The sequence below is a fragment of the Actinomadura litoris genome, from assembly GCF_009733595.1.
GTDB lineage: Bacteria > Actinomycetota > Actinomycetes > Streptosporangiales > Streptosporangiaceae > Spirillospora > Spirillospora litoris.
In genome coordinates this window covers 312,651-327,168 of record NZ_WOFH01000008.1, presented here as the reverse complement: position 1 = coordinate 327,168, position 14,518 = coordinate 312,651, and the positions used below count along the sequence as shown (strand labels likewise).

Genomic DNA, 14,518 nt, shown 5'->3' with positions numbered 1-14,518 from the left:
GCGTCGGCACCTGTCCCCGCTGTTCTGGTCCAACGCCGATCTCTATGGCACCGATCCGCGTGGGCTGCTGGCTCGGTCTCGCAGTCTGACCGCCTCCCCCTCGATCGCTCCGGCCGGGAGAACGCTCTCGGGTCGGCTCACTCCGTGGGGCGTCGCGCTTGCTGTGCCCTGGTCCTGGACGGTGCAGCCCTTCCGGAGCCACGCCGAGCCGCGAAGCTGGGCGCTCGGTAGGGGGTTCCGTGTCGTTCGCCAGGGGCGGGATTCGGTGGCCTGGCCTGGGGTGATGCACCGGCGGGGTCGGAGGTCTTTTCGGTTGTCTTCTGACTGCTCCGGGTCGGCTAGTCGGCCATCCGCCTTTCTGTGGCCGTGAGGTACTCCCGCAGCGTCCGGCGAGACTGGACGAGCGTGTCGATCTGCTCGTCCAGTCCGGCGATGCGCGCCCGTAGCAGGTCCAGGGTCTCCGGGCAGGGCTTCAGGTCGGGGGCCGGGCCGGTGACGCACGGTTGGAGGTACCCGATCTCCTGGGTCGACAGCCCGGCTTCGAGCAGTCTTCTGATCTGGGCCACGGTCAGCACGGTGTCGTCGCCGTACTCGCGGTAGCCGTTGTCGCCGCGGTCGGGCACGAGCAGGCCCTGCGCCTCGTAGTACCGCAGTTGGTGCGGGTTGACCCCGGTCCGCCGACTCAGCTCCCCGATCAGCACGCGCACTCCCTTGACCTTCATACCGGTGTGAACCTTGACGATTGTGCCATTGGTCATCAAAGGGGGACATGATGCACACCGACGCACCCGTCACGGTTCTGGGCCTCGGACTGATGGGCGGCGCCCTCGCCGGGGCGTTCCTGCGCGCGGGACACCCGACCACCGTGTGGAACCGCACGACGGCCAAGGCCGACGACCTGGTGGCCCGGGGCGCGACGCTCGCCGGGTCTCCGGCGGCCGCGATCGCGGCGGCCCCGCTCGTGGTGGTCTGCGTGTCGGACTACGACGCCGCGGCGGACGCCCTCGACGGGCCGCTCGACGGTCGGGTCGTGGTGAACCTGACCTCGGGGACCCCCTCGCGCGCCAGAGCGCTCGCCGAGGAGGTGGCGCGCCGCGGCGGCGGCTACCTCGACGGCGGGGTCATGGCCGTCCCGGAGGCGGTCGGCACCGCCGAGGCCGTGCTCGCCTACAGCGGCCCGCGATCCCTGTACGAGGCCCATGCGTCCACGCTGGGCAGTCTCGGCACGGGTCTCCACTTCGGGGAGGACCCCGGACTGTCGGCGACGCACGAGATGGCCACGCTCGTCCTCATGTGGGGCATGCTCAACGGCTTCCTCAACGGAGCCGCGATCCTCGGCGCGACCGGCGTGTCCGCCTCGGCGTACCTCCCCATCGCACAGACGGCGATCGGCATGGGTGGCCGGCTGGTTGCCGGGGTACGCGACGCAGGTCGACGACGGCATCTACCCGGCCGACGACGGCACCGTCGACACCCACCTGGCGGCGATGGCGCACGTGGTCGAGGAGAGCGAGTCGCTCGGCGTCAACGCCGAGGTGCCGAGGCTGGTCAGGGCATTGGCCGAGCGAGCGGCGACCGCCGGTCACGGCGCCAGCGGGTACGTGGCGCTGGTGGAGCAGTTCCGCAGGCCATGAGCCGCGAGGCGGCGGCCGGGATCACTCACCTGACCGCCCTCGGGGAGGGGCAGGCGCCAGTGCCCCCGTTCGGAGTGATGCACCAACCGCCGCTGTGGGAGGGGGGTGCTCACGCGGAAACGCTATGAGCCCGGTCGCACCGGAGTTGCAGGATCGGAGCAGTTGGGCCGGTTTGGGTCGCCGTCGGTCGTGGCTCAGCAGAGGCAGCGTCACGAGTGGCGATCGCCGTAGAGTTCGTCGGGTTGGCGCACGGGGATGCCTTGTTCGCGCTGGTGTTGGGCTGAAGTGCTAGATGGCGCGGTTCTGGGGGTGGTCGTCGATCACATTCGGCGGCGGGATCTCCGCGGAGGTGATTCTCCTGGACTGGCGCGCATGACGGCGGAGCGGCCGTGAGGGTGTTCGTTGGCCACAACCCGGGGCTGATATCGGCGCCTGGTCAACTGATCAGGCGTCGCTGCGGCAAGGCGCCTTCCCTGATTCGGTGACGGTGCTGGCCGCAGGTCCCCTAGCGTCGCTGCACGCCGATGTCGGCGACCGTGATGTCACGATGCTGCTTTCGGCGGTGAGCGGTCCCTGGCCATCCCGCGGCGGAGCAGGTGGAGCCGACCTGTGCCTCGCTGGCGGTGTGGGCCCCGGTCAGGGGGCGGTCAGGTGCGTCACGGGGGCCGCGCGCAGACGCTCAACCACCTCGGCCCCTCCTTCCCGCGCGCAGGGCGCGCTACTCACCCAACGGGCAGAGCTCGTCGACGGCGTCCCCGGCATCGGGGGCGCAACCCCCTAAAGAGGTAGAGGTGTTCGTTAAGACCATGCCGCGGGCGGTCGCGATGTCTACGCTGAGGACGGCCGCGCTCGTCAAGGCCGCGCACCGAGCTTCCGGTGCCGAGGGAACGCAGCCTGCGAACCGAGACCTCCACCAGGAGGTGACGACCACCCCGCAGGAGTGACAGACGGCCGGCACGCACCCCAGAACGGCCTGCTGCTGACCCAGCGGCCGGCGGTCGATCTGTTCGTCTACCGCATCCAGCAGCTCGGCGAGTGGCTGGCTGCGTGGCTTCGGGGACCAGGTGCACCAAGCGCCGCAGCACGCCCATCCGGTCGGGCCCACTGCGATGGAGATCCTGTCGCTCCTCGCCGCGGAACTGGCCGCCAGCCCACCCGAGAGCACCTACGTCGGGCGCCTGGCCGAGATCGGTGCTATGTATCTGCGCTACCTCAGCGTCGGCCACGAGGTGGAGGATGTTCGTGAGATCGCCCTCACGCTCGCCCTGTGGGGGGCTCTCAGATGGCGGCGCCCATGCGCTATGACGCCGAGCGGATCATTTCCTACATCGACGCGGTCGGCTGCTCAGGACTGAGGCATTGAGCTTGCATCTACGTCCCTGACTTGCTGCGAAATGCGGGCTGCGTCCTGGCTTTGCCGATCAGGGCGGGGCTCGGGGTCTGGTTGGCGCTGTGGCAGCGCTCTCCTATCCGGTGCCGGATGTGTGGCCGCTCCTATGCTCCCCGACGACGCCGGGGGCGGCTCCGCTCATCCCCCACATGGGGCCCTAGGGCCCTAGAGGCCGGTGGACGGGTGCGGCATCGTAGCCCGCGGCAGGAACGTTCCACGCCGAAGTGCGGCGAGCGCCCTGCCGGCTTCCTGTCGGTCTCGTTCCCAGACCGATTCCCGCTCTGATCAGAGGAGTGTGCATATGAGAATCTCCCTCGGCCGCGTCGCCGCCCTTTCGCTCGCTGTACCGGCAGTGGTCGGAGGTCTTTCCGTGCCTGGCGAGGCCGCCACCGCCCCCGTCCAGACCGTCCAGGCTTCCTCGTGCGGCGGCAACATCGTGACCACCCCGGCCCAGTGGAGCCCGGGCGTGGGCAGCTGCTCCATCTTCGGAAGCAAGGGGCGGAAGGTCACCTTCCGCTGGAACGTGTACGGGAACCAGAACACCGCGTTCAACGTCCGCGGGTTCGACTCGAAGGGCAAGGCGTACTGGCACAAGTGCGGCACGGGCGGCGGAACCTGCGTCGTTCCGTGGGGCAACGTCGCCGCGGGCGTCAAGGTCCGCGGATGGACCCCCGGCGGCGCAGCCACGATCCGGTTCACCTACTAGTCGCCACCAGGCGCGACCCCCGAAGGGGGCGTGCCCACAAGTCGGTGACCCCGACGCCGCCGTGAGCCTCCGGCGGCGATGACGGTCCGCCGCGTCGCTTGCGTCCGGAGCGCGCGGCGGACCGTTCCCTTTCTCCCCGCAGTTCCGCAGGAGAGGCTGTCCGGGCCCTCGTAGTACCGCGTACACACGGGCGGCCGCCGCCCCTCCGGGGTGAACCCGCATAGCGGGGGACGGGCCTCGGAGGGCCACCGCCACCACTCTGGTTTCCGAAACCGAACCTGCGAGAGGAGCGCCCATGTTCGGTATCCAGAACGGTGATCGCGTCCGCGTGACGCGGACGGCACCGGGGCGCGGTCCGATCGTCTGCGAGGGGACGATCTCCAGCATCGGTCCGGACGGGTCGTTCGAGCTGGACGGCGTGTGCGTCACGCGGGGCGGAGCAGAGCGGTCGTTCTATCGCGGGCGCGGAGGAGTGGAAGCGCGCCTACGGGTCCGTGCAGACGGTCGAACTGCCGTTCCCACCGCCGTGCCCGGACCGTTCCCCGGTGGAGTTCGCGACGGTGGTCGACCAGGCCCTCAAAGGTGAGGCGGACCAGTACGGGGATGTGGACGGGCCGGCGGGTGGGGCCCACGTCGATGCGATGCGGCGCCCGGCGGCGTTCCAGGCGGCGACGCCGAGATGGGCCGCCGGTTCGGGCTCGCGTTCCTGCACGCGGACAGGTGTCGGACGGAGCGCTGACGGCGTGCTGAGCGTTCCTCACCCCGTCCGGGGGAGCCCGGCGTCCCGCAATGGGAGCGGCTGACCGGCCGCTGGGCCGTCGCGCCTATTGGAGCGTGATGGTGCGGGCGGCGGAGGGTGGGTCGCGGCGTTTGAAGGCCCAGGTGAGCCAGCGGTCGCCGGGGGTGCGGATCTCGATCTCGGCGACGACGTTCACGCCGACGGTCCCGGGATGTGCGTGCGGGCGTGCGAGGACGGCCATGAGGTCGTCGGTGGTCAGGGGGATCTCGCGGGAACTGGTCACGGCGAGGCGCCAGCCCGCCTGGGGGGTGCCGGTGCCGAAGCTCTCCAGGGCCACCTCCGTCCTGGTCAGCCGCGTCTCCTGCTTCCGGGGCGTCATCTCGACGGCGACGACCGCGCCCAGCGGGTCGTTGAGCGAGCCGCCGAGGCCCGCTTTCGCCTTGGTCACCTCGACCGTGGACGAGCGCTCCGCCGGGTCCAGATGGGCGAAGACCGCCTCCTCGGGGGTCTCCTGCGCGGTGAGGATGAGGTCGGCGGAGAGGAAACGGCAACCAGAGTCGGGGAGAAGGGTGAGGGAGAGGAGTAGGGCGGAGAGTGCGTGCGCGCCCGGCGGGTGGAGACGTTCGAGTCGAGCCCGGGTCTCGGCGTCCAGGCGTTCGGCGGGGTCCAGGAGGGTGGGGCGGGCGATGGAGATTCGGTTGCGTCGGCCCCGCACGGTCTCCCAGACCCGGGTGCCCTCGCCGGAGCGGAGGGAACCTGGGTCGATCGGCTCCAGTTCGACGATCTCCTCGTTGCTCATGGTGCCCTTCCGTTCTGCAGGGTGGGGCTGCCGATCAGGCGGAACGCCGCCCATTGCTGGGCCGGACGCGTCGCGGCCCAGGCGCGCTGGGTGCGGCTGAGGGCGCCGGCGGGGTCCAGGCGTCCATCGCCGGCCGTGCGCCACAGTTCCCGGTAGAAGTCGAGCATGAAGCGCTGTGTGGCGTCGTCGTCGATCTTCCAGAGGGCGACCAGGACGCTCGCCGCGCCTGCCGCCAGGATGCTGCGGGCCAGCCCGAGGTGGTCGGCGGGTGAGGGGCGGCCCAGCCCTGTCTCGCAGGCGCTCAAGGTGACCATCGCGGCGGTGGACCGCCAGGTGATGAGGTCTCTGAGGGAGAGGATCTCGTGCCGGCTCGACGCGCTCGGGCGGGTGGTCAGCAGGAGCCCGGAATCCAGGGGGCGTTCGGGGTCGAAGAAGCCGTGGCAGGCGAAGTGGATGATGTCGGCCTTCGCCATCGACCGGCTGATCTGGTCCTTGGGCAGGGTGTTGCCGGACAGGCACATCCCGCCGTGGGCGATGGCCAGGGCCCGCGCCTCGTCTGGGAAGGCGGTGCCGACCGTGAGGAGCCTGGGCCAGTGGCCGCCCGCGCCGGCCGCCCGTTCGCGCAGGGTCGGGAATCCGGTCAGGTTCGGTGCGTGCACCAGGCCGAAGCGGTCCACGAGAGTGGCGCCGTCCGGGAGCGGGACGGCATGAACGGGTAGCTCCTGCAACCCGGCGTCCAGCATGAGCATCAGGGTGCCGCCGGAGGGCAGGTGCGGTGCGGCGGCCGCGAGCAGCGGCCGGGCCAGATGCGACCATGACCGTGCCCCTTGGCCGTGGAAGAGGTGGACCTCGCGCCGGAATACCTTCACCAGCCCGTGCACGTCCTCGGCGGAGAGTCCGGTCCGCATCGCCAGAGGCGGTCCGTCGTAGGGGTGCCGGTGCACGAAGGCCACGACCCCGTCGCCGATATCGGCCAAGGCCAGGACACCGGCGACGTCGGCCAGGGCATCGCGCAGTCCTGGTTCCAGGTCGTGGCCCGGCTCCGGCTCCGGGGTCGGCACCTCCCGCACTGCGTGGAGGAGGTCGGTGAACGCCGGGGCCTGCAGCGCCTCCCACAGCTGGAACGCGCGGGCGGGCTGGCCGCGCTGGAGCAGGCGGGCCACCGCGGGGCGCAGGTGCGCCGTCATGTGGTCGGCCAGGGCGATCCGCGCGGCGTCGGTGGACAGCTTGCGGCGCAGAAGCCTCCAGTCGGCCAGGAGCAGGGGAAGCAGCGGGTCGATCCGCTCGTCCCAGCCCTGGGTGAGCGCGAGCGCGAGGCGCGCCATGTGGCAGTCGGTGACGAGCCGGGGCTGGGAGGTCAGGCTCATCGCGGCGGACAGCGCCCGCCCGGCCAGCTCCCAGGCATGCTCGGGATCCGCGTCGGCCAGGATGCGGGCGGCCTCGACATACCCCAGGATGGTGATCTCCGCGCCGCCGGCACTGTCCAGGCCCCGCGCCATCTGCTCCAGCGCGTCTTTGGCGGCCTGGTGCTCGCCCCGTCCTGTGAGCGTCCGGGCAATGTGCAGGTGTTCGAAGGTCCACTCCCTGCTCGCGAACTCCGAGGTGACCTCGGTGCCGAGGCCCTCCAGGGCGGCGCGGACGTCCTCGGCGAGGTGCTGGCCGGGCAGCAGGACCGCGAGCACCCGCAGCGCGAACCCGGCCAGATCCTCCAGTCCCCGCTCACCGAAACCGCGGACCGCGCGTTGCAACGCATCGGCGGCGGCGTCCGGGCGCGCGAGGAGGATCAGTGACTGCGCCATGTTGAGCCGGTTGAGGGCGGCGGTGGCGGCATCTCCGCGGCGCTCGGCCATCTCGACGGCGAACGCGTAGTGCTCGACGGCCAGGTCGGGCAGATCGAGGAACCGCAGCGTGATCGCCAGTCGGCCGCGCAGATCGGCTTCGCCTTTGGTGTCGTGAAGAGTCCGGGCGCAGGCCACGCCGCGCTCGAAGTGTGTTCGGGCGGTCTCGAAGTCCCCGTCGAGGCGGACGAGCCTGCCGAGGGTGCCCCGGGCGTGCATCTCGGCTTCGAGGTCGGGCCTCCCCTTCACCGTCGCGATCTTAAGGGCCCGTTGCGCGAGGCCGATGCCGCGCGGCAGGTCTCCGACGTGCGCAGCGAGGTCCGCCGCCACCAGAGCGGCGTGGGCGCGCTTCCCCGAGGGGAGGATCTTTTCGAGGAGGTCGTCGATCCCGTCGAGCAGGTCGAAGATGTCGGCCCTGATCGCCCCGGCTTCCAGAGCATCAGGGCCTGTCCGCGGGAGCCCCAGTTCGTCGAGAGGGAGCAGCCCGCCCACGCGGGCGATCTCCGCCAGCGCCGCCGCGGACTCCTCCTCCGCGTGCCGAGTGGAGCGCGAGCGCCGCGGCCTGCGCCATCGCCGCCGCCGGGGGAGTCGAGCAGGCTCCTCCTCCTTGGAGGGGCCCGCATCTTCGGGCCACATGGCCAGGCTGCGGCCGACCGTGGCGATGGCGGCGTCGGGGTCCTCCTCGACCTGCAGGAGGCCGAGCTGGAGGAGCGCCTCCGCCTCCCGCTCGCCCGCCGAATCGTCCCGCGACTGCTCCAGGGCCGCCTCGAAGTAGTCCCGGGCCGCACTCCGGTCGCCGGTCGCCAGGCTCGCCCGGCCCAGCCCCATGAGGATCGGCCACTGGTCGAGGAGCCCGCTGGAGGCCCGGGCCAGGACCAGTGCCGTGCGCCACGCCTCGACCACCCGCTCAGGCTCACCCCGAGCGGCGTGCGCATTGCCGGTCAGGACCCACCTTCGGATCATCGGCGCTCCGCCCGGGGCCAGGGAGACCTCCCCGAGCACGGCCAGCGCCTCATCGGTGCGTCCGTCCTCGATCAGGGCCTCGGCGTGATCCAGGAGATCGTCCGGATCGCTCCCGCCGGTCTGCGCGGGGGCGATGCGCTTGAGTCGCCGCTCCGCCTGAGTTGCCTCCCCGTCCCGTCCGAGCCGTCGGTTGAGCGCCGCGAGGGAGGCGAGCGCCTCGCCGAGCCAGGGATCGTCGTCGGCCAGTTCCGCCGCGGCCGCCGCGATCGTCGCCGCGGCCGCCCCGAGGTGCCCGGCGCCGAACTGAGCCCGTCCGACCAGCACGGCGGCCTGGGCGTCGCGGCCCAGCGCCGCCAGCGCCGGACGGGCGACGCCCGCGATGACCAGCCCAGTCGCGGGGTCGTTGCTCACAAAACGCCAGACCAGCTCCATCAGCTCCGGGGCGGCCTCGGGCGGGACGGCGACCCCGGCGGCGAGCGCGTCAGCCTCCTGGGCCCCGACGGTTCCCTCCTGCCGCATCTCCGCGAGATCGAGCAGCCGTCGGACGTGCTCGCTCCCGACCGTCTCCCATCTGAGGCGGGCGGTTTCCTGGTCGGCGAACATCGCGTCCAAGACGATCCGCAGCTGCGCGGCCATGAGGAAACGCCCCCGCTGCTGCATCTGCTCGGCGGCGACTGCGACCACCTGCCCCGGCTCATCGAAGGGCGCGGAGGCGGCGGCGCGCCGGACCTCCTCGGGAGAGCGCAGCCCCAACAGGTACTCCACGAACTCCGCGGCGCCGGTGGGAGGCCCCGCGTCGGGCCGGTCGTAGCCGGGATGGTTCTCCAGATCGGCCGTGGACATGATGTCCCGATAGATCGGGTCCAGTTCCACCGTCGGATCGGACCTCTTGGCCAAGTGGTAGTGCAATCGCGCTTCCTGCGCCTCGCCCTGCCGCTGCAGCACGCGGCCCAGCATGTGATGCAGATCCGCCGACACCGAAGTGTGGGAGTACCAGGCCACCGGCTGATACCGCGTCACATAGCCCGGATCACCGGCGAGCGCCCGGCGCAGCCACTCCTCGGCCTGCGCCCACTGGCCGAGCTGCTCGTGAAGGAAGCCGACCTGGCCCAGCGTCACCGGACTCTCAGACTCCCCGGCCAGCACGATGGCCTCAGCAAGAGCCTCCTCGAAGCGGCCCTCGGCGGCGAGTTCCACAACCCGCTCACCCCGAGACCGCCCCATCCCAGCAATCTAAGGTCCAGGTCGCTCGGGACGGGCATGGTTCCCAGGACCGCATGAGGACCGCATCCGGTCACCATCCCCTGCCCGCGGTCGCACCTCCAGGAGTGGCAGGCCCGCCGCGTACCGCCGGAAGAAACCGGCCGTCAGGGTGTCCGCCGTCGCGATCGTGTCCGGAGTGCCCTCCGCGACCACCGCACCCCCGTCCGGACCGGCCCCCGGCCCCAGGTCGATCACCCAGTCCGCGGACGCGGCGACGGGGATATCGTGTTCGGCCACGACGACGGTGTTACCCGAGTCGAGCAACACGTCGAGCGCATCCACCACACGCTGGATGTCAGACGGGTGCAGGCCCGAGACGGGCTCGTCGAGAACGACGAGCCCGGCCTTGCGGCTCGCCGCGCCGCGCTGGATCGCGGACGCCAGCTTCAGCCGCTGCGCCTCGCCGCCGGACAGCTCGGTGGCACTCTGGCCGAGTTGGAGATAGCCAAGCCCGACCTGGTTCAAGGCTCCCAGGGTCTCCGCGAGCTGCCGGGGCTCGGAGAACTGCTCCACGGCCTCGGCGACGGTCAGCTCCAGCACCTGATCGATGGCCAGTCCCTGATACCTGATCTCCAGGGCCTCCGCCTTGTAGCGCCTGCCCTCACACGCGTCGCAGACCACCCAGACATCCGGCAGAAAGTGCATGTCGACCAGCTTGCGGCCATAACCGGCGCAGGTCTCGCAGCGGCCGCCACCTGCGGTGTTGAAGCTGAACCAGGAGGCATTGACCCCGTGCCCGCGCGCCATGTCGGTCTCGGCGAACAGCCTGCGGACAATGTCGAATGCCTTGCTGTACGTAGCCGGGTTGGACCGCGGTGTCCGCCCGAGCGGTTCTTGATCCACGACGGCGACCCAGCCGAACCCCGCGAGGCCGGTCACCTTTCGCACCGTGTCGGTCGCCGTTCCGTTGAGGGCGGCCTCCGCGCTCGCCCCGAGCGCGCCGAGCAGGCTGCTCTTGCCGCTGCCGCTCACCCCGGTCAGGCAGGTGAGCCGACCGGCGGGGAAACGCACCAGGTCCGCGACCACATTGTGCGCACGCAGGCCGTGCAGCTCCACCCAGCCGGTGTCGTCCGCGGCGGGGCGGCGGGTCCGGCGCAGCCGCGGGCCCTCACCGGCAAGATAGCGCCCGGTCAGCGACGTCGGATGGGCGACCACGTCGGCCGGAGGACCCGACACCAGAGCCTCACCGCCCAGACGGCCCGCGCCAGGCCCCATATCGATCACCCAGTCGGCCCGGGCAATCAGTTCAGGGTCGTGCTCGACGAGGAGCACCGTGTTGCCGGCCGCACGCACTTCCAGGGCGATGTCGAGCAAGTGCGCCTTGTCCGCCGGATGAAGCCCGGTCCCGGGCTCGTCCAGGACGAAGATGATGCCGCTCAGCTCGGTGCTGAGCTGCGCGGCAAGCCGGGTCCGCTGCAACTCACCCCCGGACAGCGTCGCCGCGCTTCGGGATAGCTGGAGATGGGCCAGGCCGAGCCGGTCAAGGATTCCGAGTCTGCGGCCCAGGTCCTGGAGTAGCGGCTCACCCACCTCACGCTGCCGGGCGCCCAGGTCATTCGCCACACGTTTCGCCCAACTGCGCACTTCCCGTACTTCCACCTCGATCAGGTCGGGGTACGTCAGCCCGCCGATCCGCACGGACCTGGCCACCTGGTCGTACCCGCTGCCCCCGCAGGTGGCGCAGGGCTGCTTGCGCATGTATGGCAGGTAACGCTGCTTGGCGCTGGACGTCTGGGCGTTCACGAACACCCGCTCCACCTCGGCGAGCGCGCCCCGCAGCGGCTGACTTGAGGTGTAGGTCAGCAGCGCCGTCTCATTCTTGTTCGTCATGTCGACGGTCGCCTCGATCTTCTCGTCACCCGTGCCGTACAGCACGCAGTGGCGGAACTCCTCAGGCAGCGACTGCCACGGCCGGGCGAGGTCCACGCTCCGCTTTTCGGCGAGCGCCGGTACGAACGCGTGCTCCCCCGACCGCCATTTCGCGTACCAGGGTGAAGCCCCCTCGAAGAGCGGAAGCTCCGGGTGGGTGATGACCAGGTCCTCTTGCGCCTGCCAGCGTCCGCCCACCCCGTGGCAGTCCGCACAGCTTCCTTCCGGCGTATTGCGATCGAAGTGAGCGGTCGTGAGATGCCCGTCTCCGCTCTCTGCCACCGATCCCGCGCCGATTCCCGGAAGGCGCGAGTACAGCAGTCCCAGGTGGCCATCGATGCCAGTGATCGTCGCGACCGTGGAACGGGGGTTGCGGTTCAGGCGGCGCTGGTCGACCGCGAGCGTCGCGCCGAGTCCGAGGATGCGGTCGACCTTCGGGCGATTGCGCTGGGTGATGTACTGCCGTACGAACGGCGACAGCCCCTCCAGATACCGCAGTTGGGCCTCGTTGTGCAGGGTGTCGATGGCCAGCGAGGTCTTGCCGCTACCGCTCACTCCGGTGAAAGCGACGAGCTGCCCCTTGGGGATACTCACCGACACGTCCCGCAAATTGTTGGTACGAGCCCCCACCACCTCGATGGTCTCGCGCCCCATGCCCGCGACGTCTCGTACGAATGCCGTCAACCTTCGTCCACCCTCTCGCAACGCGGCAGGGCATGAGCGGACGGGCTCCCCCTGCCGAACCAACCGATCACGCCACAACGCGGCGGTGGCTCATCACCCAATGGCGCTGAGCGACCGCCTCGCCAGGTCTTTCAGTACGCAGCCGCTCCCGATGCGGTACGTGCTCTGATCAAGAACGGGACGCCGCGGTGAGCTTGGCGATATCGGGGGCGAAGACGCTCATCCAGTGCGGATGCAGCCGGTAATAGACCACGTCGTTGTCCCAGTCGAAGAAGTCGGCGCCGTAGAAGTCCTTGAGGTAGGCGAGCAGGTCCGGCCAGTCCGCGGCCTGCTCGCCGCCTGGGGGATTGAGGATCTCCACCGTCCCGTGCGTGAACACGCCCAGGTCCTCACCGCGCATGTGCGCGGCGCTGGCGGCGGGGCGGGCGGCCAGATGGCGGGCCTTGGCGGCCTTGCGGGCCGTGCCGAAGTGCCACTTGCCGTGCAGGAAGTGCCCGTCCACCCCGCTGATCCGCGGCTCGCCCTTCGCCGTCACGGTGGACAGCGCCAGGGTGCACATCCCGGTGAGGACCCCGGTGAGCTCCTCTGCGGTCAGTGTTCTCTCGGTTGTGATGATCGAGCGGAGATGCGAGGTGGAGCGGGAGAGAGAAGCGTCCAGCAGGGCCTGGAGCTCCTTGAGATCTTCTTGCGTTTCGCGCATGTGCGGTCCTTGTCTATCCGTAGGGCTCGGTCCGCGTCCTCCATCGGCGCCGACCAGCGAACATGCTCACCTAAAAACCTGACACCCTGTGTCATGCTTTTTGCCGGTTGCGCGAACATCACCGGGGCCGCTCCGTCGGCGCGCGATCGATCAAGTCGTCTCGATGACGGCCTGTCCCGTCTTGTGGCCGGTGTGAGGGCTGGCGCGTCACCCCGCACACGCAGACCGTCCATCTCGACATCCCGGACGGCTCAGGGGGGCTCGTGGCCGCTGCCCACCTTGTCCTGAGGTGTGAGCTCTGCGAATCTGCCCCACCCGTCGGCGCACCCCCTGCGCCGTGTGTCGTATTGGTCGAGCTACTTCAATGTCTCGGGCAACGGGGGGATCAAGGCGGTTGCGTCGGGCAGTGTGACGACGAAGTGGGGCTTCCAACAGTCTGACTCTTCGGTTCCGACTTCCCGTCCGCATCCCGAGCAGACGAGGTTCGGCCCGTGAAGTCCGGAGGGGCCGCAGCAGCCGGCCGAGCGGGCAGGGTCAGGGTGGCGGACTGCGCCAGTGACATCGTTGCAGTTGACCACGAAACCACCGTTCCAGATGGGCGTGTAGGCCCCCCGTGGGAGGTAGGGCTGACCTGGGACGTCCTGGGGGGAGGCGGCTGTCTGCTGGATCTCGGCGGTGAGCCCCTGAGCGCAGCGAGCGCAGACGAGGAACGGCATAGCGTCAATGATCCATGCGGTTCGGCGGTGGCGTAGTCGGAGGTCTCGGAGGGCGCCCGATGACGCGCAGGTCCTGGACGAGCTGCTGGCGATGCGGCGGTTTTTGCAGGCCCTAGGGTGGCCGGCTGGTGAAGGTCGCGGACGGGCAGCGGGATGAGCTGGTTCGTGCGCGGGTGGACGCGGCGGGCTCGGCAGTTGGACGCCCTTGGTGCGCGTCTGAGTGGGCTGTTGAACGACCTGGAGGCTGCGCAGCCCTTCAGCGTTGGGCGGGGGAGTGGTTCCAGGTTCCGCCTGCGGCGATGGGGTGCTTGGTGCAGTTGGCCGTCGTCGCCTTCCTCGGCAGCGCCTGACCTGGGCGGTGTCGTCCTGGCCGCGCTCGGCCGGGACACGCTTATGTGCACGATGTGCATTTGTTGCCCCGCCGCCGGGCGGCCCTGGGTGTCCGGCTGCGGGCCGCCGGGACCGGCCCGCAAGCGGCGGCCCGCGAGCAGCAACCCAGGTCCGAGACCGGGGCGAGGGGCCGGTCTGCCTCGCGGCCGTGTGAACACGAGCGACAAGGAGCAGAATGTAACTAGTCTATGACTCTTAGTGATGAAGGGTGGCCGACCTCATGACGACCGATCACGCACGCACCCCCGGGCGCATTGCCGGGCGTGCCCTCGCCGCGCTCACCCTGGCCTGCGCGGGCGCCTCGACCGCGCTCACCGGCGCCGCATCGGCCGCATCGGCGGCCACGAGCCCGGCCCCTCCCCGGACCGTGCCCCAGGACCCCCGCGGCCTGCCCGCGGCCAGGACCGGCGCGATCAACGCCCGCGCCGCGGCCACCCTGCGGGCGCCCTCCTGCAGGGACGTCACCTTCCGCGGCCCCGACGGCCGCATCCACGTCCGCACCAGCCCCAGCCACACCATCGCCTGGGGCATCTACATGAACGACCCCAGCGCCGACGCCGGCCCCTGGGAGGTCGACGTCCTCATCGACGGCCAGCGCGTCGACCGCAAAACACAGGCCTACCCACCGCACGCAAGCCTGCCGGCAAGCCGGTACCGGGGCAGGACCTTCAGCCTCAAGGCCGTGCACACCGATCTGAAAGGCCGCCTCTACCACCAAGTCCCCAACGGGTGCATCATTCCCTGACCCCGCCGCCCCGCCGGCCGAAACGCTCCCCGATGCCCTTCCCGCCCCCGCTGACCGTTGTCAGCCAGCATCGGCGACCACG

General features: G+C 70.7%; 8 protein-coding genes and 1 pseudogene. 4 read left to right on the top strand and 5 right to left on the bottom strand.

Annotation, left to right across the window (positions count from 1 at the left end):
- Positions 1 to 338: 338 nt before the first annotated feature.
- Positions 339 to 758, bottom strand: coding sequence for a MerR family transcriptional regulator (locus GNZ18_RS23610; RefSeq protein ID WP_246250225.1), 420 nt, complete (start codon positions 756 to 758; stop codon positions 339 to 341).
- A gap of 11 nt (positions 759 to 769) precedes the next feature.
- Between GNZ18_RS23610 and GNZ18_RS44075 the strand changes: the two are divergent.
- From GNZ18_RS44075 to GNZ18_RS23600, 3 genes and pseudogenes are all read left to right on the top strand, one after another.
- Positions 770 to 1,366, top strand: a pseudogene (locus tag GNZ18_RS44075) (NAD(P)-binding domain-containing protein); the annotation flags it as partial.
- Positions 1,367 to 1,487: 121 nt separating this feature from the next.
- Positions 1,488 to 1,634 (top strand): imine reductase family protein, encoded by a 147-nt coding sequence (locus GNZ18_RS44070; protein ID WP_376766283.1) that lies wholly within the window; start codon positions 1,488 to 1,490, stop codon positions 1,632 to 1,634.
- 1,760 nt (positions 1,635 to 3,394) lie between these two features.
- Positions 3,395 to 3,730, top strand: a complete 336-nt coding sequence (locus tag GNZ18_RS23600) for a hypothetical protein (protein WP_156218703.1) — start codon at positions 3,395 to 3,397, stop codon at positions 3,728 to 3,730.
- An 824-nt stretch (positions 3,731 to 4,554) separates the two neighbouring features.
- On the opposite strand, the gene GNZ18_RS23595 is transcribed toward GNZ18_RS23600, so the two are convergent.
- The 4 genes from GNZ18_RS23595 to GNZ18_RS23580 form a co-directional block, all read right to left on the bottom strand.
- Complete coding sequence (locus GNZ18_RS23595; protein WP_156218702.1) at positions 4,555 to 5,268, bottom strand: hypothetical protein; 714 nt, start codon at positions 5,266 to 5,268, stop codon at positions 4,555 to 4,557.
- Positions 5,265 to 9,293, bottom strand: coding sequence for a CHAT domain-containing protein (locus GNZ18_RS43265; protein WP_156218701.1), 4,029 nt, complete (start codon positions 9,291 to 9,293; stop codon positions 5,265 to 5,267). Before GNZ18_RS43265 ends, GNZ18_RS23595 begins: the two co-directional genes overlap by 4 nt.
- A gap of 9 nt (positions 9,294 to 9,302) precedes the next feature.
- Entirely contained in the window at positions 9,303 to 11,885 is a 2,583-nt protein-coding gene (locus tag GNZ18_RS23585; protein WP_246250222.1) for an excinuclease ABC subunit UvrA, read from the bottom strand.
- Between the two features lie 169 nt (positions 11,886 to 12,054).
- Positions 12,055 to 12,585 (bottom strand): pyridoxamine 5'-phosphate oxidase family protein, encoded by a 531-nt coding sequence (locus GNZ18_RS23580; protein WP_156218700.1) that lies wholly within the window; start codon positions 12,583 to 12,585, stop codon positions 12,055 to 12,057.
- A 1,314-nt stretch (positions 12,586 to 13,899) separates the two neighbouring features.
- Here GNZ18_RS23580 and GNZ18_RS23575 point away from each other — a divergent pair.
- Positions 13,900 to 14,436, top strand: a complete 537-nt coding sequence (locus tag GNZ18_RS23575; protein ID WP_156218699.1) for a hypothetical protein — start codon at positions 13,900 to 13,902, stop codon at positions 14,434 to 14,436.
- The last annotated feature ends 82 nt before the right edge of the window (positions 14,437 to 14,518 follow it).

Bases quoted from the DNA above. Each gene is read 5' to 3' on its own strand.
- GNZ18_RS23610 (WP_246250225.1), bottom strand. From the start codon at position 758: ATGACCAATGGCACAATCGTCAAGGTTCACACCGGTATGAAGGTCAAG.
- GNZ18_RS44070 (WP_376766283.1), top strand. From the start codon at position 1,488: ATGGCGCACGTGGTCGAGGAGAGCGAGTCGCTCGGCGTCAACGCCGAG.
- GNZ18_RS23595 (WP_156218702.1), bottom strand. From the start codon at position 5,268: ATGAGCAACGAGGAGATCGTCGAACTGGAGCCGATCGACCCAGGTTCC.
- GNZ18_RS43265 (WP_156218701.1), bottom strand. From the start codon at position 9,293: ATGGGGCGGTCTCGGGGTGAGCGGGTTGTGGAACTCGCCGCCGAGGGC.
- GNZ18_RS23580 (WP_156218700.1), bottom strand. From the start codon at position 12,585: ATGCGCGAAACGCAAGAAGATCTCAAGGAGCTCCAGGCCCTGCTGGAC.